The organism is Streptomyces sp. NBC_00076 (assembly GCF_045041235.1).
Lineage (GTDB): Bacteria > Actinomycetota > Actinomycetes > Streptomycetales > Streptomycetaceae > Streptomyces.
Window position 1 is genome coordinate 9,013,981 of sequence record NZ_CP108242.1, and the last position, 25,973, is coordinate 9,039,953.

The following is a 25,973-nucleotide window of genomic DNA, read 5'->3' on the forward strand; positions in this document are numbered from 1 at the left end:
CTGCCCCGACTATGAGTCAGGCCGTTCCCGGCGACTACCCCTCGCGTGATCGCACTGCCGGATCCTCGTCATCCGTGCCGCGGATAGGGGCTGCCCGCACGGCCGACGCCACGCGGGCGGCCGTGTCCCGCAGCCAGATGTGCCCGGCGTCGTGGGTGTGGACGGGGTGCCACCACAGCGCCTCGCGCAGGGGGACCGTCTCGTAGGGCGGCGTCATGATCCGAACCGGCGCGGTGCCGCGCAGACGTTCGGCGAGGAGCGCCGGGACCAGGGCGATCCGGTGGGTGCCGGCGACCAGAAAGGGCAGCACCGTGAAACTGTCGACGGAGACGCTCACCCGCGGTTCGATGCCGAGCATGCCGAGCTGGTGGACCGCCGGGCTGTCGTAGGCACGCAGATATGTCACCCACGGCAGCCGCGCCAGGTCGTCGTGGGAGAGACGGTCGCCCACCTCGGGGTTGTCCTCGGCGACGAGGAAGACCCAGCTGTCCTCGTACAGCTCTGTGGCGGGGAAGTCGCTGATGATGCCGTGCGGCATGACCACACTGTCCAGGGTGCTCAGTACGGCACCGGTCGCCTCCGTGATGCCGGCCGGGATCTGGACGAAGCGCACCCGGATGCCGGGCGCCTCACGGTCGAGGATCCGGGTGAGCTCGGCCCCGAAGACGGCCACCGAGTAGTCGCTGACGCCGAGGGCGAATTCGCGGGACTCCGTCGCCGGATCGAAGTCGGCCTGGCTGGTGAAGAGGCGTTCCAGCTGGTCGCAGACGGTGGAGGTGCGGTCGAGCAGTACTTGGCCGAGGGCCGTCAGTTCGTAGTGGCCGCCGACGCGGTCGAGCAGGTCGTCGTCGAAGTGCCGGCGCAGCCGGGCGAGCGCGCCGCTCATCGCGGGCTGGCTCAGACCGATGCGCCGGCCGGCCCTGGTGACGTTGCGCTCCTCCAGCAGGGCGCGCAGGGCGACGACGAGATTGAGATCAAGGCTTGCCAGGTTCACGGCGGGCACTCCAGCGGGCGAAAGCGGCGGCACGATAAGTCTGACGGATGGCCGTCATCCGAATAATCGATTTCCCTTATCGCAAAGGGTGCGGCCAGATTAGTCCCATCGCAATCAGGAGGACACGTTCGTGAAACCCGCAGCCACGTCCGTCCCTTTCGCCGGACCTTTTGCCCTCGGCACCCTCTCCGCCCCTGACGGGGTCCCGTTCCCCGCTCTCGTCACGCCGGACGGCAGCGCCCTCGACCTGCGCGCCGCCCTCGGTGAGCATGAGCTGACGATCCGCGCGCTCCTGGAACGCTGGGACGAGGCCGCGCCCCGCCTGCAGGTCCTCGCGAGGGACGACAAGGCCGTCTGGCAGCCTCTTGAGGTCCTGCGGGTGCACGCTCCGGTGGAGCCCCGGCAGGTCTTCCAGTCGGGTGCGAACTACCGGCAGCATGTGATCGACCTGGAGGTCGCCCACCGCGCACCGGACGACCCCCGCACGGTCGAGGAGGCCCGGGAGGAGATCGCCGCGCTCATGGACCGGCGGGCGGCCGAGGACCTGCCATACGTGTTCATCGGCCTGCCCGGCGCGATCACCGGGCCGTACGACGACGTACACCTTCCCGACTGGGCCGAAAAGCCGGACTGGGAACTGGAGTTGGTCGCCGTCATCGGCAAACCCGCCTACCGGGTGTCCACGGGCGAGGCGCTGGAGTACGTCGCCGGCTACACCATCGCCAACGACCTCACGGACCGGGCCACCGTCTTCCGCCGGGACATGCCCGCCATCGGCACGGACTGGCTGCGCAGCAAGAACGCCCCCGGGTTCACCCCCCTCGGCCCGTGGATCGTGCCCGCCGAGTCGGTCGCCGACCCGGGCGATCTGCGGGTCACGCTCAAACTCAACGGCGACACCATGCAGGACGAGTCCACCAAGGACATGCTCTTCTCAGTCGCCAGGCTGGTGTCGTACATCTTCCGGACTTCCCAACTCCTGCCCGGCGACCTCGTGTTGACCGGCAGCCCGGCCGGCAACGGCATCCACTGGGGGCGCCTGCTGCGCGACGGCGACGTCATGGAGGGGTCCATCACCGGTCTCGGCGTGCAGCGCACCCGATGCGTGTCCGAGGAGACGGGTTCATGAACCGGAACGACCCCGAGGGCGCGATCGCCGAGGCTGCCAGGAAGTACTCCAACTGGGGCCGCTGGGGCGAGGACGACGTGCTCGGCACCCTCAACTTCCTCGACGAGGGCAAGCGCCGTGAGGGCGCCGGCCTCGTCCGGCGGGGCGTGAGTTTCTCGCTGTCGCAGCGGTTCGACATGGACGGCCCGCAGAAGGGCTGGCGGCGCCGCACCAACCCGGTGCACACCATGCTCGACACCGGCACCGACGCCGCCCTCGGCAACCAGGGCTTTCCGCACGGCATCGGCGGCGCCGACGACGTGATCGCGATGCCGCTCCAGTGCTCCACCCAGTGGGACGGCCTGGGGCACATCTTCGACCACGGCAAGGCGTGGAACGGCCGGGCGGCCGAGAAGGTCGTCACCTCCGACGGCGACCTGGTCACCGGCATCGAACACATGGCTCCGCACGTCGCCGGGCGCGGCGTGTTGCTGGACGTCGGCCGCGTGATCGGCGACGGCGGGGAGCTGCCCGACGGGTTCGCCGTCACCGAGGAGCACCTCACCCAGACCGCCGCCGCCCACGGTGTGCGGGTCGGCCGCGGGGACATCGTCGTGGTACGCACCGGACAGCTCAGCCGGGTCCGCCGCGAGGGCTGGGGCGACTACGCGGGCGGTCCGGCACCCGGCCTCTCGTTCACCACGGCCGACTGGCTGTACTGCACGGAGATCGCCGCGATCGCCACCGACACTTGGGGCTTCGAGGTCCGGCCAAACGAGTTCGAGCACGCCTTCCAGCCGCTGCACCAGGTCGTCATCCCCAACATGGGCCTGCTGATCGGCGAGATGTGGGACCTCGACACGCTCGCCGCGAACTGCGCGGCCGACGGCGAGTACGAGTTCTGGCTCACCGCCGCCCCCCTCCCGATCACCGGAGCCGTCGGCTCTCCCGTCAACCCGATCGCCGTCAAGTAGCCCTCGCCCAGAGCAACCTGAGGAACAAAGGACTTCCCCCATGAGAACGCCCCGCACCGTCCTGGTCGTCGGCGGCGGATCGGCCGGCAACGCAGTCACCATCCTGCTGCGCAGGGCCGGACTGACCGTCGACCTCATCGAGGCCAAAGAGGACTGGAACGCCACCGCGGGTTCCGGCATCACCGTGCAGGGCAACGCCCTGCGGGTCCTGCGCGAACTGGGCGTGTGGGAGCAGGTGCGGGCCTCCGGGTTCGGCTTCGGATCGCTCGGCATCACCGCCCCGGACGGCACCGTCCTGCATGTCGCCGAGGACATCCGCACCGGCGGTGACGACCTGCCCGCCACCGTCGGCATGCAGCGCCCGCAGTTGCAGCGCATCCTCATCGACGCCGTCCGGGCGAGCGGCGCCTCGGTGCGGCTCGGCACCCGCGCCGAGAGCTTCGACCAGGACGCCGACGGCGTGCGGGTGCGTTTCACCGACGGCAGCGAGGGCCGCTACGACCTGGTGATCGCCGCGGACGGCATGGCATCGAGCACACGAGCCGCGATCGGCATCGCCGACCGTCCCGTGCCGACCGGTATGGCCATCTGGCGCATCGCCGCTCCTCGTCCTGACGGCCTGGAGCGCACCGACCTCGCCTACGGCGGCCCCGCCTACATCGCCGGCTACTGCCCCACCAGCCGGGACACCATCTACGCCTACGCGGTCGAGGCCAACCGCGATCGGGCGTCCATACCCCCCGAGAGCTACGCCGACGAGATGCGCAACCTCGTGCAGGGGTACGGCGGCCACTGGACCGAGATCGTCAAGCACATCGACGATCCGGCAAAGGTCAACTACACGTGGTACCACCGGCTGCTGGTGGAGGGCTCCTGGCACCGCGGACGGGTCGTGCTGATCGGCGACGCGGTCCACTGCTGCCCGCCCAGCCTGGCTCAGGGCGCCGCGATGTCCCTGGAGGACGCGCTCGTCCTGGCCGAGCTGCTCACCGGCACCGACGACTGGGACGACCGGTTGTTCCAGACGTACTACGAGCGCCGCATCTCGCGGGTGCGCCCGGTGGTGGACGCCTCCATGCAGATCGGGCAGTGGCAGCTCGACGGGGTGCGTGACGCCGATGTGCCCGGCCTGGTCAACCGCATGTCGACCATGCTCAGGGACCTGCCGTGACCTCCCACCCGCCACCTGGCCACCAGCCCACGACGAGCGCTGACCCGTACCCGTGGCCAACGGTCGATGTGCACGCCCACGTCCTGCTGCCCGCGATCGAGGCCCTGGTGGACGGCTCGCCGGGTCTCGCCGAGGCTAGGGCGCTCGACGCCCGCCGCAACGGACCGGCCGCGCTGGCCGTCAACGGGCCCATGGTGCGCGAACGGATCCCCCGGCTCACCGACGCCGGTGTGCGGCTGGCCGCGATGGACGCCCAGGGAGTCGGTGTGCAGCTGGTCAGCCCGTCCCCGTCGCACTACCACCACTGGACGGACGAGGCGATCGCCGACAAGGTGTGCCGACTGGCCAACGAGGGCACGGCTGCCCACTGCTCGGCCGCACCGGACCGGCTCAAGGGGCTGGGCCTGGTCCCGCTGCACCACCCCGACCTGGCCGTCCCGGCACTCGAACACGCCCTGGAACAGGGCCTGTTGGGCGCGGAGATCTCCAGCCACGCCCCGGGCCGCGAGCTGTCCGACCCGGCCTACGAGCCGTTCTGGCGGCGGGCCGAGGAAACCGGCGCGGTGCTCTTCCTGCACCCGTTCGGCTGCACCCTCGACGAGCGGCTGGACCGGTGGTACCTGTCCAACACCGTCGGCCAGCCCACCGAGAACGCGGTCGCGCTGTCCCACCTCATCTTCTCCGGGGTCCTGGACCGCCATCCGGGACTGAAACTGATCGCGGCGCACGGCGGCGGCTACCTCCCCACCCACATCGGGCGCGCCGACCATGCCTGGTCCGTCCGCGCCGACGCGGGCACGGACTGCGCCCAGCTGCCCAGCAGCTACCTCAAGCGGCTCTACTTCGACTCGCTCGTCCACGACCCCCACGTCCTGCGCGCGCTCATCGCCGCCGCGGGCGCGGACCGGGTCCTGCTCGGCTCCGACTTCCCCTTCGACATGGGCCCCGACGACCCCGTCGGGGCACTGCGCGCCGCCCACCTGCCCGAAGCCGGCTTCCACGCGGTACGCGGGGGCAACGCGGCAGCGCTGCTGCGGCTCACCTGACCCCCACGCTCGCCTGCCCCCACAGGAGGAAACCCATCATGAGTGCACGCCTGCTGACCCACCTCCGCCACGTCGACCTCGCCGTACCCGACTACGACAAACAGCTCGACTTCTATGCCGGTGTCTGGGGCCTGACCAAGGTCGCCGAGGACTCCGGCATCTCCTTCCTGGCCGCCGAGGGCAGCCCGGAGCAGTACGTCGTCCGGCTGCGCAAGGCCGAGGAGAAGCGCCTCGACCTCGTCTCCTACGGCGCCGCGAACCCGGCCGACGTGGACACCCTCGCCGAGCAACTCCTCGCGGGCGGTGTGCAGTTGATCTCCCAGCCGGGCAAGGTCGACACCCCCGGAGGCGGCTACGGCTTCCGCTTCTTCGACGTCGACGGCCGCACCATCGAGGTCTCGGCGGATGTCGAGGCCCGGCAGCACCGCAGGATCGAGGAGAAGGAGTCGATCCCGGTCAGGTTGAGCCACGTCGTCCTCAACTCCCCGGATCTGAACCGCACCCGGGAGTGGTACGAGCGTCACCTCGGCTTCCGCCTGACCGACACGCTCAGCTCACCTCACATGGGTGAGGTCATGCACTTCATGCGGATCTCCAACCAGCACCACTCGATGGCCGTCGCGCAGGGCCCGCACACCTCCGTGCACCACGTCTCCTTCGAGATGCGAGGCATCGACGAGTACCTGCGCGGCACCGGACGCCTGCTGCGGGCCGGAGTCCACAAGGTCTGGGGCCCCGGCCGGCACACGGCGGGCGACAACACCTTCACCTACTTCCTCGACCCGCACGGCAACACCGTCGAGTACACGACCGAGCTGGAGGTCGTCGACGAGGACACCTGGCACCCGCACGTCTACGACTTCTCCCAGCCCGAGGTCGCCGACCAGTGGGGCACGGCCAACCCGATGAACGAACTCGTCGCCAAGGAGTCGTTCAACGACGTCGACCGCGGCGTGTTCGTCGCCCCGCCGGTCTGATCCCCCTCCATTTCCGGGGGCGCGGCACGTCCTGTCCTGCCCTGGCTGCCCGCCGCGCCCCCGGGTCTTCCCGCCCCCGAGAACCCCGTATCCCAGAGCCTGGAGCCGCACATGCGTTTCGCCGCGTACGAGCACCGACACCAGCGCCAGGTCGCCGTCGTCGGCGAGGACGGCCACCTCCACCCGGTCCCCGGCGAGCGCACACTCACCGAACTGATCACAGCAGGCGCCCTCTCCGAAGCGGGAGCCACGGCCCTCGACGCCCCGGCCGGACCGCACGTCTCCCAGGTGCGACTGCTGCCGCCGCTCCGCCCGGCCTCCATACGGGACTTCGTCACCTTCGAGGAGCACGTCGAGGGCGTACGACGCTCGGTCGACGGGGCGAGCGGGGTCCCGGAGGCCTGGTACACAGCGCCGACCTTCTACTTCACCAACCCCCACGCCGTGTTCGGACCGTACGACGACATTCCCATGCCCCCGGGGTCCCAGGTTCTGGACTTCGAGCTCGAAGTCGCCGCCGTCGTCGGCCGCGAGGGCCGCGACCTCACCCCCGAGCAGGCCCGTGAGCACATCGTCGGCTACACGGTCTTCAACGACTGGTCCGCGCGCGACCTCCAGTCCGCCGAGATGACGGTCGGCCTCGGCCCCTGCAAGGGCAAGGACACCGCCACCACCCTCGGCCCATACCTGGTCACCGCCGACGAACTGGCGCCGTACCGGGACGCGGAGGGCTTTCTGCGGCTGGCCCTGACCGCCGAGGTCAACGGGCACGTGGTCGGCAAGGACCTGCTGTCCAACATGAGCTGGACCTTCGAGGAGATGGTCGCCTACGCCTCCCGTGGCACCCGGGTTGTGCCGGGCGACGTCCTGGGCTCCGGCACCTGCGGGAACGGCGGCTGCCTCGCCGAGCTGTGGGGACTGCGGGGCGAGCGGACTCCGCCGCCGCTGGAGCCCGGCGACACCGTCTCGCTCACCGTCGAAGGCATCGGCACGCTCACCAACACCGTCATAGCCGGTGTCGATCCCGTACCCCTGCCGGCCGGCCGGCGCCACAGCCGGGAGCGGCCATGACGGACCTGTACCCCAAGAGGCTGCTGGGCAAGGTGGTCGTGGTCACCGGCGCGGCTCGCGGCCAGGGCGCTGCCGAGGCCGAGACACTGACCCGCGAGGGCGCCCGGGTGATCGCCACCGATGTGACCGAGGCACCCGGCTGCCGCCGTCTCGACGTCACCAGCGAGCAGGACTGGGCCGATCTCGCCACCGAGTTGAAGGAGGCGTACGGGCAGGTCCACGGCCTGGTCAACAACGCGGGCATCACCTGGCGGGCCCGGCTTGGTGATGTACGCCCCGAAGACTTCGACCGCGTCCACGCCGTCAACGTCACCGGCCCGCTGCTCGGCATCCAGCACCTCGCCCCACTCATGCCGCCCGGCGCCTCGATCGTCAACGTCGGCTCCTCCGCCGCGCTCACCGCCCATTACCCGGTGGCGTACACGGTCAGCAAGTGGGGCCTGCGCGGGCTGTCCCAGACGGCCGCGCTGGAACTCGGACCGCGCGGAATCCGCGTCAACACGATCCACCCCGGCTACATCGAGACCGAGATGACCGACTCCGCCGCCCCCGCCTTCCGCGAGGCCAACATCCGCGAGACCCCGCTCGGCCGCACCGGCACCGTCGACGAGGTCGCCCCACTGATCGTCTTCCTGCTGTCGGACGAGTCGTCGTTCATCACCGGCGCGGAGATCGCCGTCGACGGCGGCCTCACCGCGCACGGCGGAGCCAAGTCCGTCTCGGACGCCCTGCGACCGGAGACGCCATGACCGACACCCTGGGCCGTGCCGCCACCAGAAAGGACCTTCGCAAGTGAACAAGGTCAGCATCAGCGCCGCGGAGGCGGTCGCCGACATCACGGACGGCGCCTCGCTGGCCGTCGGGGGCTTCGGCCTCAGCGGCGTACCCGAAGTCCTCGTCCGGGCTCTGTACGCACAGGGCGCGGACGGTCTGAAGGTCGTCTCCAACAAGTGCGGAGTCGACGGCCGCGGGCTGGGCGTGCTGCTGGCCGCGGGCCGCATCGCCCGGGTGACCGGCTCCTATGTCGGCGAGAACAAGGAGTTCGCCCGCCAGTACCTGGTCGGCGAGCTGGAGGTGGAACTGGTCCCGCAGGGCACGCTCGCCGAGCGGCTGCGCGCGGGCGGCGCGGGCATCCCCGCCTTCTACACCTCGGCCGGCGTCGGCACCCAGGTCGCCCGGGGCGGACTGCCCTGGCGGCATGCGGCCGACGGCCCGGTCGCCGTGGCCTCGCCGCCCAAGGAGACTCGCGACCTCGACGGCCGTACCTACGTCCTGGAGCACGGCATCACCACCGACTTCGCCCTCGTACGAGCCTGGCGCGGCGACCGGCACGGCAACCTCCTCTTCCGCCAGGCCGCAGCGAACTTCCACCCGCTCGCCGCCATGGCCGGCCGCGTGACGATCGCGGAGGTCGAAGAGCTCGTGGAGCCGGGCGAGTTGCGGCCTGACGAGATCCACCTGCCCGGCATCTACGTCCAGCGGGTCGTCACGCTCACCGCCGAAGAAGCCGCCGACAAGCACATAGAGAAGAGGACCGTCCGCGTATGAGTAGGCCCATGGGCTGGACCCGCGACCAGATGGCCGCCCGCGCCGCCACCGAACTCACCGACGGCTCCTACGTCAACCTCGGCATCGGCCTGCCCACGCTGATCCCCGGCCATCTACCGGCCGGCGTAGAGGTCGTGCTGCACTCCGAGAACGGCATCCTCGGCACCGGGCCCTACCCCACCGAGGACGAGGTCGACCCTGACCTGATCAATGCCGGCAAGGAAACCGTCACGGTGCTGCCCGGCGCCAGTTTCTTCGACTCCGCGCTGTCCTTCGGGATGATCCGCGGCGGGCACATCGACACCGCCGTGCTGGGCGCCATGCAGGTGTCGGCCGCAGGCGACCTGGCCAACTGGATGATTCCCGGCAAGATGGTCAAGGGCATGGGCGGCGCCATGGACCTGGTCCACGGCGCCCGACGCGTCATCGTCCTGATGGAACACAAAGCCAAGGACGGCACCCCCAAGATCGTCGGGGAATGCTCCCTGCCGCTGACCGGCGAGCGGTGCGTCCACCGGGTCATCACCGACCTCGGCGTCCTGGACGTCACGCCGACCGGCCTCGCGCTCGTCGAAACGGCCCCCGGGGTCACCGTCGAGGACATCCGCGCCCGCACCGGCGCGCCGCTGCACACCGACGCCGTCACGGCCGCCTGCTGATCCCCCCGTCCCTTCATCCCGCACGGAGCCCCGAGATGACCGTCTTTCTCACCGACGCCGACGTCAGAGCCGCCTTCGACTGGGCCGACGCCATCGCGGCACTGCGCAGCGCCTACGCCGCACCGCCCGACGAGTCCCGCTTCCCTGCCCGCACGATGGCTCGCGGAGACGGCCTGTGGCTGCGCACCCTCAGTGGCGTGCCCGGCGACGGAGGCCCCATGGGGGCCAAGCTGATCGCCGCCTCACCCCGGCACCGGCGCGCCTCGTATCTGATCCCGTTGTTCGACCAGGAGAGCATGGAGCTGACGGCGCTCCTGGACGGCCACTCCATCACCGGTTTCCGTACCGCCGCCACCTCGGCGCTCGCCGCCGACCTGCTCGCCCCTGCCGGCCCCCTGCGGGTGGCTGTGATCGGATCCGGCTTCGAGGCGCAGAACCACGTCCGTGCCCTGGCGGCGACGCGCACGCTGTCGTCCCTCACGGTGTTCAGCCCCAACCCGGCCAGCCGCACCCGCTTCACCCGGGAACTCGCCGATCTCGGGCTGCCGCTCGCCACCGCGGAGAGCCCCGAGGCGGCCGTCGCCGAAGCCGACCTGGTGATCTGCGCGGCCCGCTCCCGCGACGAGCAGCCGACCCTGCGGGAGGCTCCGGCCGGAGTCACGGTCGTGTCGATCGGGTCCACCCTTCCCGAGCAGCGCGAACTGGCGACCGAGGTGATCGCCCGCGCCGAGGTGATCGTCGCCGACATGGTCGAGGAGGTCACCGAGGACACGGGAGACCTGATCGCGGCGAGGAAGGCGGGCGTCGATCTCGCCGGAAAAGTGATCCCGCTCGCCGACGTCGTCTCCGGTCGTACACCCGGCCGGCCGGCGGACGACCCGGACGCGGTCGTGATCTACAAGTCCGTCGGTTCGGCGGCGCAGGACCTCGCCGTCGCCGCGATGTGCGTCCGGCGGGCCGCCGAACTGTCCCTGGGCACCGAACTGCCCGTCACCATCTCCCCAGTCTCGAAGTGAGCGACCCCGTGAGCCCCACCGTGAGCAACGCCGTGAGCAGAGAACTCGACGACCCGTCCCTGCTGAAGAGCGCCGCGTACGTCGACGGCACCTGGATCACCACCGACGCCACCCTCGCCGTACACAACCCGGCCACCGGCGACCTGCTGGCCGAAGTGCCGCTCCTGGACCGGGCGCAGACCGCCGCGGCGATCGACGCGGCGCACCGCGCGCTGCCGGCCTGGCGGGCACGCCCGGCCAAGGAGCGGTCCCGGCTGTTGCGGCGCTGGTTCGACCTGGTCACCGAGCACGCGCAGGACCTCGCCCGGCTGATCGTCCTGGAGGAGGGCAAGCCGTACGCGGAGGCCGTCGGCGAGGTCGCGTACGCGGCGTCGTTCCTGGAGTGGTTCGCCGAGGAGGCCAAGCGCATCCGGGGTGACGTCATGGAGGCGCCGGAAGCCTCGCGCAGGATCGTCGTCCTGAAGGAGCCGGTCGGTGTGTGCGCGGCGATCACCCCGTGGAACTTCCCCGCCGCGATGATCACCCGCAAGGCGGGGCCCGCGCTGGCCGCGGGCTGCACGATGGTCCTCAAGCCCGCCGAGCAGACCCCGCTGACCGCCCTGGCGCTCGCCGAACTCGCCGACCAGGCGGGCATCCCGGAGGGCGTGTTCAACGTGGTCACCGGTGACCCGCGCGAGATCGGCCCCGAGCTGACGGGCAACCCACTGGTCCGCAAGATCACCTTCACGGGCTCCACCGAGGTCGGCAGGCTCCTGCTGGCCCAGGCGGCGCAGACCGTGAAGAAGACATCGATGGAGCTGGGCGGCAACGCGCCCGTCCTCGTCTTCGACGACGCCGACCTCGACGAGGCGGTCGAGGGCCTGATCGCCACCAAGTACCGCAACACCGGCCAGGCGTGCATCAGCGCCAACCGCGTCTACGTACAGGACGGGATCCACGACGCGTTCGCGAAGAGACTCGCCGAGCGGGTCGGCGCCCTGGCTGTCGGCGACGGCTTCGACGAGGGCGTCCAGCAGGGCCCGCTCATCGACGAGGACGCGGTGGCGAAAGTGGAGTCCCACGTCGCCGACGCGGTCGCCCACGGGGCCGTGGTCCTGCACGGGGGCAGGCGCCACGCACGGGGCGGCCTCTTCTACGAGCCGACCGTGCTGACCGGCGTCACCGCCGAGATGGCCGTCACCCGCGAGGAGACCTTCGGTCCGGTGACCCCGCTGGTGCGGTTCACCGACGAGAGCGACGCGGTCCGCATGGCCAACGACACCGAATTCGGCCTCGCCGCGTACCTGTTCGCCAAGGACGCCGAGCGCGTCTGGCGCGTCGCCGCCGCCCTGGAGGCGGGCATGGTCGGCATCAACACCGGCCTGATCTCCAACGAGACCGCCCCCTTCGGAGGCATCAAGCAGTCCGGCATCGGCCGCGAGGGCTCGGTCTACGGCATCGAGGAGTTCCTGGAGCTCAAGTATCTCGCCTGGGAAGGCGCGAAGACCCCCACCTCCGCCCCCGAAGCCGCCTGATCACACCGCAAGGAGCACACCATGGCCCGCTACACCCGCGCCGAAGCCCGCGACTGGGCACGCGAGAACCTCGTCGGCGTCGTCAACTGCACGATCCCGTCCTTCACGGCCGACCTGAAGGCGATCAACGAGAGGGCGATCCGGCACGACACCCGCCTCGCCATCGAGCACGGCTTCGTGGGCACCCTCGGCGTCTCGGAGGTCTCCATCCAGCTCCCCGAGTACCTGGACTTCCTGCGCGTCATCAAGGACGAGGCCGGCGACCGGCTGCTGCTCACCCACCACGCCAGCTGGAACAACCTGGAACAGAACATCGAGGCCGTGAAGGGCGCGGAGGAGGCGGGCGCCGAACTGGTGCTGCTGTCGTACCCGCCGAACTTCTACCCCGAGTCCGAGCAGGAGATCTACGACTACACCAAGGCCCTCTGCTACGCGACGAACCTCGGCGTCATGCTCTTCCCGATGTACCTGTGGGGTTTCAGCCCGCGCATCCACCCCTCCGACATCCCCGTACGCCTGATCCGGCGCCTGCTCGACGACTGCCCCAACATCGTCGCCATCAAGGCCGAGGGCGGCTTCCCCAGCATCCAGAGCGTCATCGAGTGCCACCGCCACTTCGGTGACGAGGTCGTCATCTCGATGCCCATCGAGGGCGAGCTGATCCCGCTGTCGCAGATCATGCCGCTCCAGTTCTCCGCCACCAGTGACCACGAGTACTACGGCCCGATGATCCCGCGCGTCTTCCAACTCCTTCGTGAGGGCAAGTACGACGACGCCGCCGACATCTACTGGCAGCTCCACCCGGCCCGCAAGATCAAGGGGGGGCTCGCCCCGGCCCTGCACGGCGGCGCGTTCATCAACCGCCAGGCATGGAAGTTCCAGGGCTGGCTCCAGGGCTACAACGGCGGCCCCCTGCGCATGCCGACCCAGCGCATCCACGACGCCCAGATGAACGCCCTGCGCAAGGGCCTCGTCGACGCGGGCCTCGAACCAAGCATGGACCCGTTCCGCGAGTTCTTCATCGGCCGCAACCCGGCCTGAGCCGCCGGAGGCTGTCGTGCCCCCGCCGCGAGCCGCCTGCGGCGGACGCCCCCTCCGATGCCGGAGTGAGCGCCACACCCCTGCGTGGGCATGATCCTTACCTGACGGTCGCCCAGTCGACCGTTCCGGCGGCGTGCGGCCGTCTCCCGGAGGCGGGACATCACTGACCGCGTCCCCAGGATTGCCTCTCGTCACATCGGTGGGGAGGACGGAGCGACGCGACGAGTCCGCTTTCCTCCCTACCTCCTGCACGTCTCCTGGGACCGGATCGAGGACCACCTCGAGGTCTTCCCCGCCACCCCACAGGCCACCAGGCTCGCGGACCTCATCGCGACCTTCTTCGCCGAGGCCCCCCAAGTGATCCACTTCGCCGACGAGGAGGTCTGACCTCCGACCCGCGCGACCGGGAATCCTTCGGGCGCCGGCGCGACGCGCCCACGCCATCTCGCCTTCGTCCACCTTGTCCGCCACGACATGCGGGGAGATATCGCCTGAAGATCGCGTACATACCACCGACGCGGTGGTGGAGAGCTTCTACTTCGTGCGGGACATCGAACGCACGGTGGAGGAACAGGAGGCCCGACCGGCTTTCTCACCGCCCTCGGCCAGACGTGTGTGTCGACGTCGTCTCTCCGGTAATGCGGGAGCAGACGCCTGCTCCCGCCCGCGGATCCGTACCGGCCGGGGTCTCGGTCAGGGGATCAGGACGATCTTGCCGCGGGTGTGCCGCTGCTCCAGCTCGGCGAAGGCGTCGGCGACGCGGTCGAGCGGGTACGTAGCGGCGATCGGGATCTCGACGGTCCCCGAGGCGACCAGATCGACCAGCTCCACCAGGATCTCGCGTGCGGTCGCGTTGTGGCGGCCGTCGGTCCGGGCGCCGATTTCCGCGGCGCGTTCCATGGCGACGGTGGTCTGGATGCGGTCCGGCTTGATGCCGAGAGCGACCGCGAGGTCGAGGTACTCGGGTCCGTAGAGGTCGATGAACGCGTCGATTCCGCCCGCTCCCGCCGCCTGTTCGAGCCGTTCGCGAAGGCCGGTCCCGTACGGCACCGGGATGACGCCGTGCTGGTCCAGCCACTCGGCGTTGGCCGCCGAGGCGATGCCGAGCACGCGTACGCCCCGACCGGTGAGCAGCTGCACGAGGAACGAACCGACCCCGCCCGCGGCGGCGGAGACCGCGACGGTCTCGCCGGGCTGGACGGCGACGGCGCGGGCGGCGGCGTAGGCCGTGGCGCCGACCATGTGCAGGGAGCCCGCCACCTCCCAGCTCATCTGCGGCGGTTTGGCCACCAGCCGGTCCGCCGGGACAGTTAGGAGTGTCGCGTGAGTGCCCGCCGTCGGCGTCCAGCCCAGTACCTCGTCGCCGATGGCGAGTCCGTCGACCTCGACACCGACGGCCGTGACGACGCCGGCGAGGTCGCTGCCCTGGCCGGAGGGGAAGTCCACCGGGAACAGATGGCGGGCCACGCCCGAGCGGAGCATTCCGTCGAAAGGGTTGATGGCGGCGGCACGCACTTCGACGACGACTTCCCCGGGCTCCGGTTCGGGCATCGGGACATCGGTGACGTAGAGCACGTGACGATCGCCGTACCGCTCGAAGCGCACTGCGCGCGCCGTTCGGGACATGTTTTCTCCATGGGGTGCTGGGCGGCCCGCGGCGGGCCGGGTAGGGCTGGTGGTTTCGTGCACGGTGATGTGGGGGAGCAGCAGGGTCATGCACTTGTCGCTGGTGGCGGCGCCGTCAAGGGACGATGACGGTGTTCCCGGTGGCGTGGCCGGCGCGGGCCTTGGCGACGATGGCCGGGGCGTTGGCGAGCGGGACTTCTGTGTCGATGCGGACGCGCAGTTCCCCGATGGCGGCGAGTTCGGTGAGGTTGTCAGCGTCTCGGCGGTGGGGCTGGCGGAGAGGTTGACGCCGTGGATGCCGCAGGCGGCCAGGGCCTCGGGATCCGTGGCGTAGTTGGTGCTGACCAGGGTGGCACCGGGGCGGGGCAGGCCGGCCATGGGGCCGATGTCGCCGCCGGTCGGGGTGACGAGGTCAACGACGGCGTCGATGCCCTCGGGGTGCACCGGGATTTCGCCGGGGCCGGGCTCGGGCAGGTCGACGAACTCGGGCTGGGCTGCGAAATCCGTGACGACGACGGCCTCGTGCCGAATGCTTTCTGTGCTGGTGGGAGACCGTTCCGGGCGTCAGACCGCCAGGCTCGCCATCGGTGCGAGGGCGATGGTGTGGTGGGTGTGCTGGACCTTGGCGTGCAGGTAGCGCAGGTTGCTGGGAGTGGGGTGGACGCCGGTGGGGACGGTCCGGGCGACCGGGAGGCCGAGGCCGCGCAACTGCCGTGCCTTGTCAGGGTTGTTGGTGAGCAGGTTCAGATCGGTGATGCCGAGGGCGGTGAGCATCTGGGCGGCGGCGGTGTAGTCGCGAGCGTCCTCGGGCAGTCCGAGGGCGAGGTTGGCCGCGTAGGTGTCCAGGCCCGCGTCCTGCAGGGCGTAGGCGTCGAGCTTGTTGTAGAGGCCGATGCCGCGGCCTTCCTGGCGGAGGTAGAGCAGGATGCCACCAGTGGCGGCGATGCGTTCCACCGCCTCGCGCAGCTGGGGACCGCAGTCGCAGCGCGCGGAGCCGAAGACGTCACCGGTGAGGCATTCGGAGTGCAGACGCACCAGCGGAGTAGCAGCGGCGGCCGGGTCTCCCAGGACCAGGGCGACATGCTCGGCGCCGTCTGCCAGGCCGTGGAATGTGATCACCTCGGCGGTCACCTGGTAGCCGTCCGAGAAGTTCAGCGGAACACGGACCCGGGTGCGGACGGTGGCTGCGGCGGTGCTGGTGGTCATGGCCTCTCCCGTGGTTTGTCGTATTGTTCAAATTGGAACGCGCCACTCACGATAAGTTCGAATTTGAACAACAAGGGGAGGCGTGACGTGGGTCATACGCGTTGGCTGAATGACGAGGAGAAGCGTGCGTGGACGGCCTTCACCACGGCGCACGCGCTGCTGTACCGGCGAATCGAGCAGCGGGCCAAGCGAAAATTCGGGCTGTCCGGCTTGCAGTACGAGATCCTCGCCCGGCTCAGCGATGCCCCGAACCGGGAGCTGCGGATGGCGGAGCTGGCCGGCGCCCTGGTCAACTCCAAGAGCGGACTGACCTATCAGATCGGGCAGATGGAGAAGGCGGGACTGGTGCGTCGGCGCTCCTGTCCCAGTGACGATCGCGCGGTTTTCGCCGTACTCACCGACGAGGGCATGGCTCTGCTGGAGCGTGCGGCACCCGACCACGTGGAGCTGGTCCGGGAGCTGCTCTTCGATGTGCTCACGCCCGACCAGGTGCGAGCGCTCGCCGACGGTCTCGGCGAAGTGAGCCGCCGTATGGCCGCGGGACCCGGCGAAACTCGTGCCGCGGCCGACAAGACCGCATGCTCGGGTGCCGGTGCCGAGGTCACTGCCGACCTCGGCACCTGACGGGCGCCTCAGCGTTCCATGGGCTGTCTGACGAGCATCATCGGTTCCTACGCTCCTCCCGATAAAAGCGCGGATCGCGCGATTCACGTGGAGGAACCACATGACGGTGGACTTAAGGGCTGGCTGACCATGACGAGCCGCTGATCGGCGGGAAGCCCATGTTGATCTCGACGGAGGCGTTCGACGCCGTCAACGCGGCGACCGGCGCCCGGCTCGCGACGCCCGTGACGCAACGGTCCGCACTGCTGCTTGCCGGCCTTCGCCAGTTCCATGGCCCAGGTGCGGACCATCGCGGCGATGCCCGTCTACGCGGCCGCTTAGTTGGTGTGGCCGAAGTTGCCGCGCTGCCCGGCCGGGGATCCGGCCACGAGGGTGCGGCCGCCCTCGCCCTGCTCGCGCCACGCGTACCGCGGCGGCGCGGACGCACGTGAAAGTGCCGCTCAGGTGGACGTGCTGGACGGTGTCGAAGTCGTCGTCGGACATCTTCTTCCACGGCGCGAGGTCACGCAGCACGCCCGCGTTGGCGACCATGACATCGAGCCGTCCGAACTCGGACACGGCCCGGTTCACCAGAGCGTCCGGGGCCTTGCTGGTGCCGACGGCCACGACCTCGGCGACCGCGCGGCCCCCTTGGTCGGAGATCTGCTCGACGGCCGCGTCGGCGTCCACGTCGTTGATGACCACCGAGGCGTCGGCGGCGGCCGGCGCGCGGGCGTAGGCGAAACCGAGACCGCGTCCGCTGCCGGTGACTACGGCAACCCGGAAAAGTCCCATGGGCGGTTCCTTGAGGAGACGGGGAGAAGTGGGTGAGAAGCGGCCGGGCGGCGCTGCGCAGGGAGTGCTCGGCACCCGAGGAGTGCTCGGCTTTGCTGCTGCAGGGATGAGGCGGGCTTGACAGCCTCAGAGCACGACGTCGAGCCGGTCCGGGCGGCGGACCATTGCACGTGGTGCCGGCTGCCAGGAGTAGTCCGGGGCCAGACGCATCCCCGGGAAGCGTTCGGCCAGCCCTTCGACCAGCAGACGCGTTTCCAGGCGGGCCAGCGGTGCGCCCAGGCAGGTGTGGATGCCGTACCCGAACGTCGCCAGTGTCGCCTGCCCCGGCTCGCGGTCGACCGAGAACGCGGCCGCGTCGGCACCCCAGGCGTCCTCGTCCAGCTCGACGACGTGATGTTGGTGATCGGTCCCGCCCCGGACTCCGATGTCCGCCATCGCGATGTCCGCGCCCTCCGCCGCGAGCCTGTGGGCGATCTCCTGCCCGATGCCCGTTCTGCCCCCGGTCACGACGGCCGTCCTGCCCGTCAGCCTCCCAGCCATGAGTCACCACTCCTCCCGGGCAGCCACGGCAAAGCCGTCCTGCAGGGATGGCGCGCTGGGAGACCGCGAATCAGCGGCGGCTTGTTCGTCTAATGAACATGACCGTTGAGCATGATGGGGATCACTCCTAGCTTGACGCTGCTCGGCCGATCGCCACCGCGCCGAGCAGCCTCCTGAATCGGGTCCGGTGGATGGGCGACGCGGAGACGCTCCGCGAGGCCCAGGGGCGGTCCGGCAGCGGTGTTGCCGGACCGCGACAAAAGCACCCACAGCAGGGTCCGGCAGCGGACGCCGGTTCCCACAGCAGCGCTTTGCACCAAGGAGTCGTCGCGATCATGTACTCCACCAGTATCCGCCTCACCATCGTCCAGGGAATCAGCCCGCTGAAGGCCTCCGTCGCCTGCCTCTTCTTCGGAGGCATCGGCCTCGTGCAGTTGCCGCTCACCTCCAAGATGCTCGAGCGGTACACCCCCCGGTGGGTGCTCTTCACCGGCCTGGTCCTCATCGGCGCCAGCGGGCTGGTTCGCGGGCGTTCCGACGAGCGATCGGACACTGACCGCAATCGTCGGGCCGTTGATCCTCGCGGGCGTCGGCTCGGCGCTCGCCTTCGCCGCCATCAGCGCGGTCGCGTCAACACGTTGCCCAACCACCTCGCCGGCATGGCAAGCGGTGCCACGAGCACGTTCCGGGATCTCGGGTTCGCGCTCGGCCCCGCGATCATGGGCGCTTTCGCGCTGAGCCAGGCCGCCAAGGAGATTTCCCGCAACCTGGCCGACAATCCGAGCCTGAGCAAGGCCTACGTGGCTTTCCAGGCCGCTCCGGCCCATGCTCCCGCGGATCAGGAACCGCAGCTGGAGGCGGCGGAGCACGCCGTGGGCTCGGGCCCGCTCGGTGCCAACTCGGTGCCGGGCAGCATCACTTCGCCGGACGGGCAGGTCATCCCCTTCAACCCGCTCAAAAGGACGTCGCTTTCCACGCCCTCAGCAGCAGTTACTCCCTGGCATTCGTGCTCGGTGGCGTGGCCGCTCTGGTGGCAGCGGCCCTCACCCTCGTGGGCGGGCACGGTGGCGTCGACCAGGCTCATCTCGACAACGACCCGCACACCCTCGACGGCTGACCCCCCGACGAACACGTCGGCGCCGGGACAACCAGAGTATCCGCCGCGACTCCTCGAAAGCGGTAGTTGCGGCCGGCCATGACGTACAAGAGACAACGATCAACAGACACACTCGGACAGGAGTCGCATCATGACCACGACACACCCGGGGACGAGCGGGAACCACGTCCGGACACCGGCCACGGTCACCGAGGCGGAGGACGCGTGGCTCGTCGCGATCACCAAAGGTGACGAGGAACAGCGTGCACTCATGCTCCCCGACTGCGTGATCGTCCACGGCCCGGTCGGGAACGTCCATGAACGCGAGCGTTTCCTCGGCTACAACGCGTCCATGGGAGCCACGGTCGAGGCCGAGACCAGCGAGGTGACCTGTCGGGAGCGAGGGGGACGGGCCATCGTGACGTGCTTCCAGAAGATGCGCATCCGGCGCCTGCCCAACCTGCCGCCGTTCCTGGTTCAGGCCGTGGCCACCCGGGTGTGGTTCTCGACCGACGAGGGATGGCGCCTGGGCCACATGCAGCTCTCCCGGCGGCAACCGCCGGCATGACGCGCATGACGTGCCGGTTTCCTCGCCCCGCGAGAGGTCACGAGGTGCGAATGGAGATGCCCGGCCGCCAGCCGAGGCTCCTGGACAATCCCAGTCCGCTCGCGACCAGCGAGGGAACGGCCGCCTGCAGTTTGATCGAGCCCGCGGCCACCACGACGGAGAGGGCCGCGACGACTTTGCCGCGGCCGTCGACGATGCGCGTCGCGACCGACTCGGCCCCTTCGCTCAGCTCTTCCTTGACGACCACCGTTCCCGTCGAGCGACAGGACGCCAGCTGGCCACGGAGTTCGGCCGGGTCCACGATCGTTCTGGGAGTGAAGCGTCGCAGTCTTCCGGCCAACACCTCATCGATGAACGCCGGACTGCTGTGGCTCAGCAGTACCTTGCCGACGCCCGAGCAGTGCAAGGGCAGAAGGCCGCCGACCTGCGATGTCAGACCGACGGCGTTGACGGCAGACAAACGCTCGATGATCACGGCCTGGTCGCCCTGGAGGACAGCCAACTGCACATGCTGGCGCAGCGCCGTGTACAGGTCCTCCACGAACGGCTGCGCGGCGCTGCGCAGCGTCTCGGCGCGTGGTGCGAGGGTCCCAAGGCGCCACAGTGGCAGGCCGATCGCGAAGCGGTTGTCGCTGGTGCGTTCCAGCGCGCCTGCCTCCACGAGTTCGAGCGTCAGGCGCCTGGCGGTGGCGTACGGCATGCCGGTGCGCCGGACCAGGTCGGCCAGGGTCAGCTCGCTGTTGTTGGGGTCAAAGGCGAACAACAGATCCCAGAGCCGGGAGCTGACAGTGCGTCCTGGCTCGTTCGCACGAGGCATGGGCCTCTCCTTCATCCTGCGTGGCGCCGGTGACTCTACCTTCTATGTTCGTTGGATGGATGAAGCTGTTCTTTCAGTGCTTACGTTGCCGGACTCTTGCAGGCAGCCAGTCACCACCTCGCCAGAGGCCAACGGGAGTGAAAGAGCATGATGACTACGGAAGCAGGCCCCAGGATCGCGATCCTCGGTGGCGGCATCGGAGGCCTCGCTGCCGCGGCCTTCCTCCGCGACCAGGGCTTCCACAGTGACGTCTACGAGCAGGCCGCAGCCCTCACCGAGGTCGGTGCCGGCCTGGTGATCGCCCCAAACGCCGCCCGCCTGCTGCGGCGTCTCGGCGTGCTGGACCGGTTCATCGAGCGCGCGGTGCAGATGGAGATCGGCTGGGAGTTCCGGCGCTGGGAGAACGGCGCCGTCCTCTCCGCGGAGAACCTCCAGGACGGGTGCAAACGCCTGTACGGCGAGCACACCTACACCGCCCACCGCGCCGACCTGCTGAATGCCTTGAGGTCGGCCGTCCCCGAGCACTCGCTCCATCTCGGCAGGCGCTGCGTCTCGGTCGAGTTCGATGGCGACCAGGCGGTGCTGCGGTTCGAGGACGGCGAAACAGTTCGCCCGGACATCCTCATCGGTGCCGACGGAGTCCACTCACGCGTGCGTAGCGCGATCGTCGGGCCGACTCAGACCAGGGAGTCGGGCATCTGCGCCTTCCGGGCCCTCGTGCCCGCGAGTAAGGCGCCCGAATTCGCCAGGAGACGCGCCCAGACCCTGTGGATCGGCCCCGACCACCACCTCGTGCACTACCCGGTCTCCGGCGGGGAGTACGTCAACCTCGTCGCCTTCGCACCGGCCGGCGCGAGCAGTGTCGAGTCGTGGACGGCCACCGCGACGCTCGGGGAACTTCTCGACGAGTTCGACGGTTGGGATCCGCGTCTGGTGGAGCTGATCAGGTCGGCCGAGACACCGGGACGCTGGGCGTTGCTCGACCGCGAGCCCCTCGACAACTGGAACCGCGGCAGCGCGACCCTGCTGGGTGACGCGGCCCACCCGATGTTCCCGTTCTTCGCCCAGGGCGCTGCCCAGGCGATCGAGGACGGCGCCGTCCTGGCCCTCTGTCTCGCGGAGGACCCGGACAGCCCGTTGGCGGCGCTGGGACGCTACGAAGAACTCCGTCGACGCCGCACGGCACGTCTGCAGGAGGTGTCGCACGGAAGGTCCCACATCAACCACCTTCCGGACGGCCCCGAGCAGCAGGCCCGCGACCTGGCGTACTCGCAGGCCGACCCACTCAGGGCGAACGGCTGGATCTACGAGTACGACCCCGAGGTCGCCGTCACGGCCTCGGTGTGAGTTCCCCGACGCTCCGGCCCGGCGGGCCCGGTCGACGGGTCTCGACCTTCCCCGTCGAACAAGGCGTTGACCATCCAACGAACACGGCCATTGCCGTCCCCCGGGCCACACCCGAGACTCCGGTACGGACGGCCCGCGACATGGCCCTGTTCCAATCCCTGAGTACGTCCCGAAGGGCGGATCACCCAATGGCACCCGCAACCGGTAGTGGGCTCGTCGTGCGAACTCTGCAGCGAGCCGGAGTCAACGTCGCCTTCGGCCTGAACGGAGCACACGTCGACGGCATCTTCCAGGACGCCCTGGACGCGAAGCTCCGCATCGTCGACGTCCGCCACGAGATGAACGCCGGCCACGCGGCCGAGGGCTACGCGCGGGTCACCGGGGACCTCGGTGTCGCCGTCGTCACGGCCGGTGGCGGCTTCACCAACGTCCTGACCTCCATCGCAAACGCCCATCTGGACCGGACCCCCGTCCTCTACATCGCCGGCTCCGGCCCCCTCGAGACGGACCAGATCAACGACCAGCAGGCCGGCTTCGACCAGGTCGCCATGGCGGCCCCGGTGACCAAGTTCGCGCACCGCGTCACCCGTACCGAGCTGATCCCTCGCCTGGTCGCCCAGGCGATCCGCATCGCGCAGTCGGAGCCCAAGGGCCCGGTGCTCCTCGACATTCCCTGGGACGTCCTGCGCCAGCAGGTCGACGCGGAGGATGTCGAGGACTACCGCCTCGACATCGACGGCACCGGCATCGCCCCCGCCGGTGGCGTCGACCGGATCATCGAGGCGATCGCCGCAGCCCGGCGGCCGATCGCGGTGGTCGGCAAGTCCTTCGTCACCGCCGAGGCACGGGCCCACTTGCACGAGTTCGCCGCGCGTACGGGAGTGCCCCTCTTCTCCGACTGGGAGGGCCTCGGGGCGATCGTGGGCTCCGAGCAGCACGTCGGTCTCGTCCAGACCCTGGCCACCGTCCCCGAGGAGGAGCGGCCCGACCTGGTCCTGTTGTTCGGGCTGCGCTTCGGACTGGCCACCCAGTTCGGCACGGGCAAACTGCTCCCGAAGGGCGCGCGGATCTTCCAGATCGACCCCGACGGCCGTGAGCTCGGCCGCCTCCAGGAGGTCGAACTCGGCATCCAGGCAGACCCGGTCGGCACGCTCGGCCTGCTGAACGAGCGAGTGGGCGACAGCCCCGTTCCCGCCGGCCGCGACGACTGGCTCACGACCCTGCGGGACGTCTCGGACACCCGCCGGTCCGCACTCGCCGCCGAGACCGAGGAGCACGAGGACGCCGCGATCCACCCGTACCTCGCGGTCCGCACGATCGCCGAGAGCGTCCCCGACAACGCCACCGTGGTCGTCGACGGCGCCCTGACCGAGCTCTGGCTCTCCGAGACCATCGCCCTCGCGCCGCTGGCCCACTACCTCGGACACGGCTACCTCAGCTCGATGGGCAGCAACTTCGGAGTGGCCCTGGGAGCGCAGTACGCCACCCCCGACAAGGCGACGATCCTCGTCACCGGCGACGGTGCCGTCGGCTACAGCCTCGCCGAGTTCGACGCCCTGGTACGCGCGGGCCTCCCGGTCGTCGTGATCGTCCTCAACAACCAAGCCTGGGGCGCCACCCTGCACACCCAGCAGTTCCTCTTCGGGCAGGACCGCGTCACCAACAACCGCCTGCAGAACGGCTCCTACAGCGGCGTGGCACGGGCTCTCGGCGCGGACGGCGTCGACGTCACCGAACTCGACCAGCTTCGCCCGGCGATCGAGGCCGCCCTGGCGGCAGGACGGCCGACGTGCATCGACGTCCGCGTGAGCCTCGCGCCCGTTCCTCCGGAGGAGCGCGTCCTGAACGGCGGAGCTCCGTTCGGCGGCATCGAGATCGACGCATGAACTGCCACTCCTGAACTGCCACTCCTGATCCCCCACGAAGGAGAACCATGAACGACACGACTGATGCCGGAAGCAGCGACGGGGCCGTCGAGGAACGGCGTCGGCGTTTCCTCGGAAAGAACTGTCTCGTCACCGGCGGCAGCAGAGGCCTGGGTCTGGCGGCCGCACAGGCCTTCGCGCGCGAGGGTGCACGCGTGGTCATCATCGCGCGGGACCCGGAACAGCTGAAGCTCGCGAGCGATCTGATCGGCGAGGGCACGATCGCCGTGGCGGCCGACCTCTCCTCGGTGGCCGGCATCAAGGCCGCCGTCGCGGAGGTCGCCGCACAGGTCGACCACCTTGGTGCCGCCTTCCTCAACGCCGGGCAGGCGGGCATCAAGCGCCTCGACGACATGGACGAAGCCACCTGGGACATGGTGTTCGACACCAACGTCAAGGGCTCGTTCTTCCTCATGCAGGGGCTCAGGCCCTTGCTCGCACCCGGCGGGGCCGTCGTCTTCTGCGGCTCGGCGGCCGGTCGAAGGGCCAGCGCGGGAACGTCCGCCTATGGGACCAGCAAGGCCGCGCTGGAGCACCTGACACGCATCCTCGCCGCCGAAGTCATCGGCGACGGGATCCGGGTCAACATCGTCATTCCGGGCGGCATGAACACCGACATCGCGGCACGTACGACGGGCCTTCCGCCCGGCGGAGCCGAGGCATTCCGGGAGCGGGTCAGGCTCAGCACTCCCATGCTCCGAGAAGGAGAACCGGACGAACTCGCCGACGCAGTGCTCTTCCTGGCCTCATCCGAAGCCGGCTACATCACGGGCGCGGCCCTCCCGGTGGACGGCGGCGCCACCGGCTTCACCCGCCCGTCGGCATAGAGACCAGCGAGGACAACCACCATGGAGTTTCCCTTCGGTCAGCCGACCGACGCCGTCATTCAGTTCGCGTACACGGTTCCCGACCTCACGGCCGGGATGCGCTGGTGGACCGACGAACTCGGTGTTGGGCCCTGGTTCGTGAACGGGAGGATCGGCGGCGAGGGCTCCACCTACCGGGGTGAGCCGGGGAAGGCCGAGTTCACCCTCGCCCTCGCCTTCTCGGGGCACATGATGGTCGAGCTCATCCAGACCCTCGACAAGGAGCCTTCCATCTACAAGGACGCCTACGAACATCATGGCTACGGCTTCCATCACGTCGCCAAGGCCGTGCCGAACGTCAAGGAAGAGGTCGAACGCCGTGAGGCGAGCGGAGCGTCGGTGCGTTTTCACGACCGGGCCCCAGGGGGTGAGGTCTTCTTCCTGGACACGGGTGAAGACGCCCCGGGGATGATCGAGCTCGTTCAGGACAACGAGACAACGCGGGGCATCTTCACCTCCGTCTGGCGGGCATCGGTCGGCTGGGACGGTTCGCGACCTGTGCGCGACTTCACGGAGTTGCTGCCGGCCTGACCAATGGGCCGGGTGTCGAGGTGCGTGCGCGACGAAAGCGCTCCGACGGTCTGGAACGCCATGGCAGTGACGACTCACCCTGGGTGTCGTACCGCTTCGGACCGACGGTCCTCGCGGCGAGGGCGACCGGAACGACCTGGTCGGGCTCCTTGCCGACGACTCCCGGATGGAGCATGTCGCCGGCGGCCCGTTGCGCCCCCTGGAGCGCCTGCCCGTCGTGCTCGCCCACAGCACCTCCGATCGGGCGGCCGGCGTATGCCGACTCGCCCCGGACCGGTTGGCGTTCGCCCTGGAGCACGTGGACGCGCGACCGGGTGAGTCCGTCACCCTCGTCCCGTTCGCCGGCATCCACGACTCCCGCTACCACCTCTACTTCCCCCTGGCGGAACCGGAACGCCTCCAGGAACGGCGGGCGGAGCTGCGCGCGGTCGACGAGGCGGCACTCGCGCTGCACGATCGCACCGTCGACACCGTTGCCGCCGGCGAGCAGCAGCCCGAAAGCGACCACCGGTTCCTGGGACACGACACGTGGTCCGGCCTCACCGACGGGCTGAGGTGGCGGGCCGCCACCGGATGGTGGTCCTACCGCCTGGCAGACCGGGACGGTGCCGCCACCGGCATTCAGGTGACCCACCTCTCGGACGGAAGCGCGGGCCGACCCGGGTGCTGGTCGACGGACAAGCACTGGGCACGATCAGGCCCTCCCCGGATTGCGAAGGCGCGGAAATCTCCAAGGTGTTCCCGCTCGACACGGACCGTCCCGCCGGACCCGTCAAGGTTCGATTCGAAGTGGCCGGCCCCGCAACCACTATCCGGCTGCGCGAAGTGCGCCTGGTCCGCTGACGTGAACGCCGGCCGCATGACTCTCATGGCGGGAGGCACGCCGGCTTCGCGCGCCCCCACCCTCGCCGCCGCTCCGGCCGTCACCGGCCGT

At 69.9% G+C, this 25,973-nt stretch carries 25 protein-coding genes and 2 pseudogenes; 21 read left to right on the forward strand and 6 right to left on the reverse strand.

Translation table 11 applies throughout. The annotated features are described in order from the left end of the window. Window positions 1–34: 34 nt before the first annotated feature. The gene (locus OHA64_RS40455; RefSeq protein WP_405622037.1) at window positions 35–994 is read right to left on the reverse strand and encodes a LysR family transcriptional regulator; all 960 of its coding nucleotides are present in this window, start codon (window positions 992–994) and stop codon (window positions 35–37) included. Between the two features lie 130 nt (window positions 995–1,124). Between OHA64_RS40455 and OHA64_RS40460 the strand changes: the two genes are divergently transcribed. The 12 genes from OHA64_RS40460 to OHA64_RS40515 all read left to right on the forward strand — a co-directional run bounded on the left by OHA64_RS40460 (window position 1,125) and on the right by OHA64_RS40515 (window position 13,119). Beyond that, the gene (locus OHA64_RS40460; RefSeq protein ID WP_405622039.1) at window positions 1,125–2,123 is read left to right on the forward strand and encodes a fumarylacetoacetate hydrolase family protein; all 999 of its coding nucleotides are present in this window, start codon (window positions 1,125–1,127) and stop codon (window positions 2,121–2,123) included. Further along, window positions 2,120–3,076 carry a cyclase family protein gene (locus tag OHA64_RS40465; RefSeq protein ID WP_405622041.1) on the forward strand — a complete coding sequence of 319 codons (957 nt, stop codon included), beginning with the start codon at window positions 2,120–2,122 and terminating at the stop codon, window positions 3,074–3,076. Before OHA64_RS40460 ends, OHA64_RS40465 begins: the two co-directional genes overlap by 4 nt. Window positions 3,077–3,116: 40 nt before the next feature. Next, on the forward strand, window positions 3,117–4,247 hold the full coding sequence (locus OHA64_RS40470; protein WP_405622043.1) for an FAD-dependent oxidoreductase: 1,131 nt from the start codon (window positions 3,117–3,119) through the stop codon (window positions 4,245–4,247). After that, entirely contained in the window at window positions 4,244–5,293 is a 1,050-nt protein-coding gene (locus OHA64_RS40475; RefSeq protein ID WP_405622045.1) for an amidohydrolase family protein, read from the forward strand. The genes OHA64_RS40470 and OHA64_RS40475 overlap by 4 nt, the downstream gene beginning before the upstream one ends. 38 nt (window positions 5,294–5,331) lie before the next feature. Then, window positions 5,332–6,270, forward strand: a complete 939-nt coding sequence (locus tag OHA64_RS40480; RefSeq protein ID WP_405622047.1) for a VOC family protein — start codon at window positions 5,332–5,334, stop codon at window positions 6,268–6,270. A 111-nt stretch (window positions 6,271–6,381) separates the two neighbouring features. Beyond that, window positions 6,382–7,341 carry a fumarylacetoacetate hydrolase family protein gene (locus OHA64_RS40485; RefSeq protein WP_405622049.1) on the forward strand — a complete coding sequence of 320 codons (960 nt, stop codon included), beginning with the start codon at window positions 6,382–6,384 and terminating at the stop codon, window positions 7,339–7,341. Beyond that, window positions 7,338–8,090: an SDR family NAD(P)-dependent oxidoreductase gene (locus OHA64_RS40490; protein ID WP_405622051.1), complete on the forward strand. Its 753-nt coding sequence runs from the start codon at window positions 7,338–7,340 to the stop codon at window positions 8,088–8,090. The genes OHA64_RS40485 and OHA64_RS40490 overlap by 4 nt, the downstream gene beginning before the upstream one ends. Window positions 8,091–8,133: 43 nt before the next feature. Beyond that, window positions 8,134–8,889: a CoA transferase subunit A gene (locus OHA64_RS40495; protein WP_405622053.1), complete on the forward strand. Its 756-nt coding sequence runs from the start codon at window positions 8,134–8,136 to the stop codon at window positions 8,887–8,889. Between the two features lie 8 nt (window positions 8,890–8,897). After that, window positions 8,898–9,548: a CoA transferase subunit B gene (locus OHA64_RS40500; protein WP_405624319.1), complete on the forward strand. Its 651-nt coding sequence runs from the start codon at window positions 8,898–8,900 to the stop codon at window positions 9,546–9,548. Between the two features lie 35 nt (window positions 9,549–9,583). Next, a complete protein-coding gene (locus OHA64_RS40505; protein ID WP_405622055.1) occupies window positions 9,584–10,564 on the forward strand; it encodes an ornithine cyclodeaminase family protein in 981 nt (326 codons plus the stop codon). Window positions 10,565–10,584: 20 nt separating this feature from the next. Then, entirely contained in the window at window positions 10,585–12,078 is a 1,494-nt protein-coding gene (locus OHA64_RS40510) for an NAD-dependent succinate-semialdehyde dehydrogenase (RefSeq protein ID WP_405624321.1), read from the forward strand. Window positions 12,079–12,099: 21 nt separating this feature from the next. Beyond that, window positions 12,100–13,119, forward strand: coding sequence for a dihydrodipicolinate synthase family protein (locus OHA64_RS40515; protein WP_405622057.1), 1,020 nt, complete (start codon window positions 12,100–12,102; stop codon window positions 13,117–13,119). A gap of 693 nt (window positions 13,120–13,812) precedes the next feature. Here OHA64_RS40515 and OHA64_RS40520 read toward each other — a convergent pair. Beyond that, the gene (locus OHA64_RS40520) at window positions 13,813–14,745 is read right to left on the reverse strand and encodes an NADP-dependent oxidoreductase (protein WP_405622059.1); all 933 of its coding nucleotides are present in this window, start codon (window positions 14,743–14,745) and stop codon (window positions 13,813–13,815) included. Between the two features lie 88 nt (window positions 14,746–14,833). On the opposite strand from OHA64_RS40520, the gene OHA64_RS40525 reads away from it, so the two are divergent. Then, window positions 14,834–15,079: a hypothetical protein gene (locus tag OHA64_RS40525; protein ID WP_405622061.1), complete on the forward strand. Its 246-nt coding sequence runs from the start codon at window positions 14,834–14,836 to the stop codon at window positions 15,077–15,079. A gap of 230 nt (window positions 15,080–15,309) precedes the next feature. Here OHA64_RS40525 and ribA read toward each other — a convergent pair whose 3' ends face one another. Beyond that, window positions 15,310–15,951 (reverse strand): GTP cyclohydrolase II, encoded by a 642-nt coding sequence (gene ribA / locus OHA64_RS40530; protein ID WP_405622063.1) that lies wholly within the window; start codon window positions 15,949–15,951, stop codon window positions 15,310–15,312. An 87-nt stretch (window positions 15,952–16,038) separates the two neighbouring features. Here ribA and OHA64_RS40535 point away from each other — a divergent pair, with 87 nt between their 5' ends. Then, window positions 16,039–16,575, forward strand: coding sequence for a MarR family winged helix-turn-helix transcriptional regulator (locus tag OHA64_RS40535; RefSeq protein ID WP_405622065.1), 537 nt, complete (start codon window positions 16,039–16,041; stop codon window positions 16,573–16,575). A gap of 308 nt (window positions 16,576–16,883) precedes the next feature. Here the strand turns inward: OHA64_RS40535 and OHA64_RS40540 are convergent. Together OHA64_RS40540 and OHA64_RS40545 are read right to left on the reverse strand one after the other, a co-directional pair. Next, window positions 16,884–17,349, reverse strand: a pseudogene (locus OHA64_RS40540) (SDR family NAD(P)-dependent oxidoreductase); the annotation flags it as partial. Between the two features lie 126 nt (window positions 17,350–17,475). Continuing rightward, window positions 17,476–17,889 (reverse strand): SDR family NAD(P)-dependent oxidoreductase, encoded by a 414-nt coding sequence (locus OHA64_RS40545; RefSeq protein WP_405622067.1) that lies wholly within the window; start codon window positions 17,887–17,889, stop codon window positions 17,476–17,478. 191 nt (window positions 17,890–18,080) lie between these two features. On the opposite strand from OHA64_RS40545, the gene OHA64_RS40550 reads away from it, so the two are divergent. After that, window positions 18,081–19,088, forward strand: coding sequence for a hypothetical protein (locus OHA64_RS40550; RefSeq protein ID WP_405622069.1), 1,008 nt, complete (start codon window positions 18,081–18,083; stop codon window positions 19,086–19,088). Window positions 19,089–19,136: 48 nt separating this feature from the next. Continuing rightward, window positions 19,137–19,553 carry a nuclear transport factor 2 family protein gene (locus tag OHA64_RS40555; RefSeq protein ID WP_405622070.1) on the forward strand — a complete coding sequence of 139 codons (417 nt, stop codon included), beginning with the start codon at window positions 19,137–19,139 and terminating at the stop codon, window positions 19,551–19,553. A 37-nt stretch (window positions 19,554–19,590) separates the two neighbouring features. Here the strand turns inward: OHA64_RS40555 and OHA64_RS40560 are convergent, their stop codons facing one another. Then, entirely contained in the window at window positions 19,591–20,370 is a 780-nt protein-coding gene (locus tag OHA64_RS40560; protein WP_405622072.1) for an IclR family transcriptional regulator, read from the reverse strand. A 147-nt stretch (window positions 20,371–20,517) separates the two neighbouring features. On the opposite strand from OHA64_RS40560, the gene OHA64_RS40565 reads away from it, so the two are divergent. The 5 genes and pseudogenes from OHA64_RS40565 to OHA64_RS40585 all read left to right on the forward strand — a co-directional run. Beyond that, on the forward strand, window positions 20,518–21,717 hold the full coding sequence (locus tag OHA64_RS40565) for an FAD-dependent monooxygenase (RefSeq protein WP_405622074.1): 1,200 nt from the start codon (window positions 20,518–20,520) through the stop codon (window positions 21,715–21,717). A 188-nt stretch (window positions 21,718–21,905) separates the two neighbouring features. Further along, window positions 21,906–23,603, forward strand: coding sequence for a thiamine pyrophosphate-binding protein (locus OHA64_RS40570; RefSeq protein WP_405622076.1), 1,698 nt, complete (start codon window positions 21,906–21,908; stop codon window positions 23,601–23,603). A 47-nt stretch (window positions 23,604–23,650) separates the two neighbouring features. Then, the gene (locus OHA64_RS40575) at window positions 23,651–24,469 is read left to right on the forward strand and encodes an SDR family NAD(P)-dependent oxidoreductase (protein ID WP_405622078.1); all 819 of its coding nucleotides are present in this window, start codon (window positions 23,651–23,653) and stop codon (window positions 24,467–24,469) included. 21 nt (window positions 24,470–24,490) lie between these two features. Further along, the gene (locus OHA64_RS40580; protein WP_405622080.1) at window positions 24,491–25,039 is read left to right on the forward strand and encodes a VOC family protein; all 549 of its coding nucleotides are present in this window, start codon (window positions 24,491–24,493) and stop codon (window positions 25,037–25,039) included. Between the two features lie 166 nt (window positions 25,040–25,205). Beyond that, window positions 25,206–25,622 (forward strand): annotated as a pseudogene (locus tag OHA64_RS40585) (DUF6805 domain-containing protein); the annotation flags it as partial. Window positions 25,623–25,973: the final 351 nt, after the last annotated feature.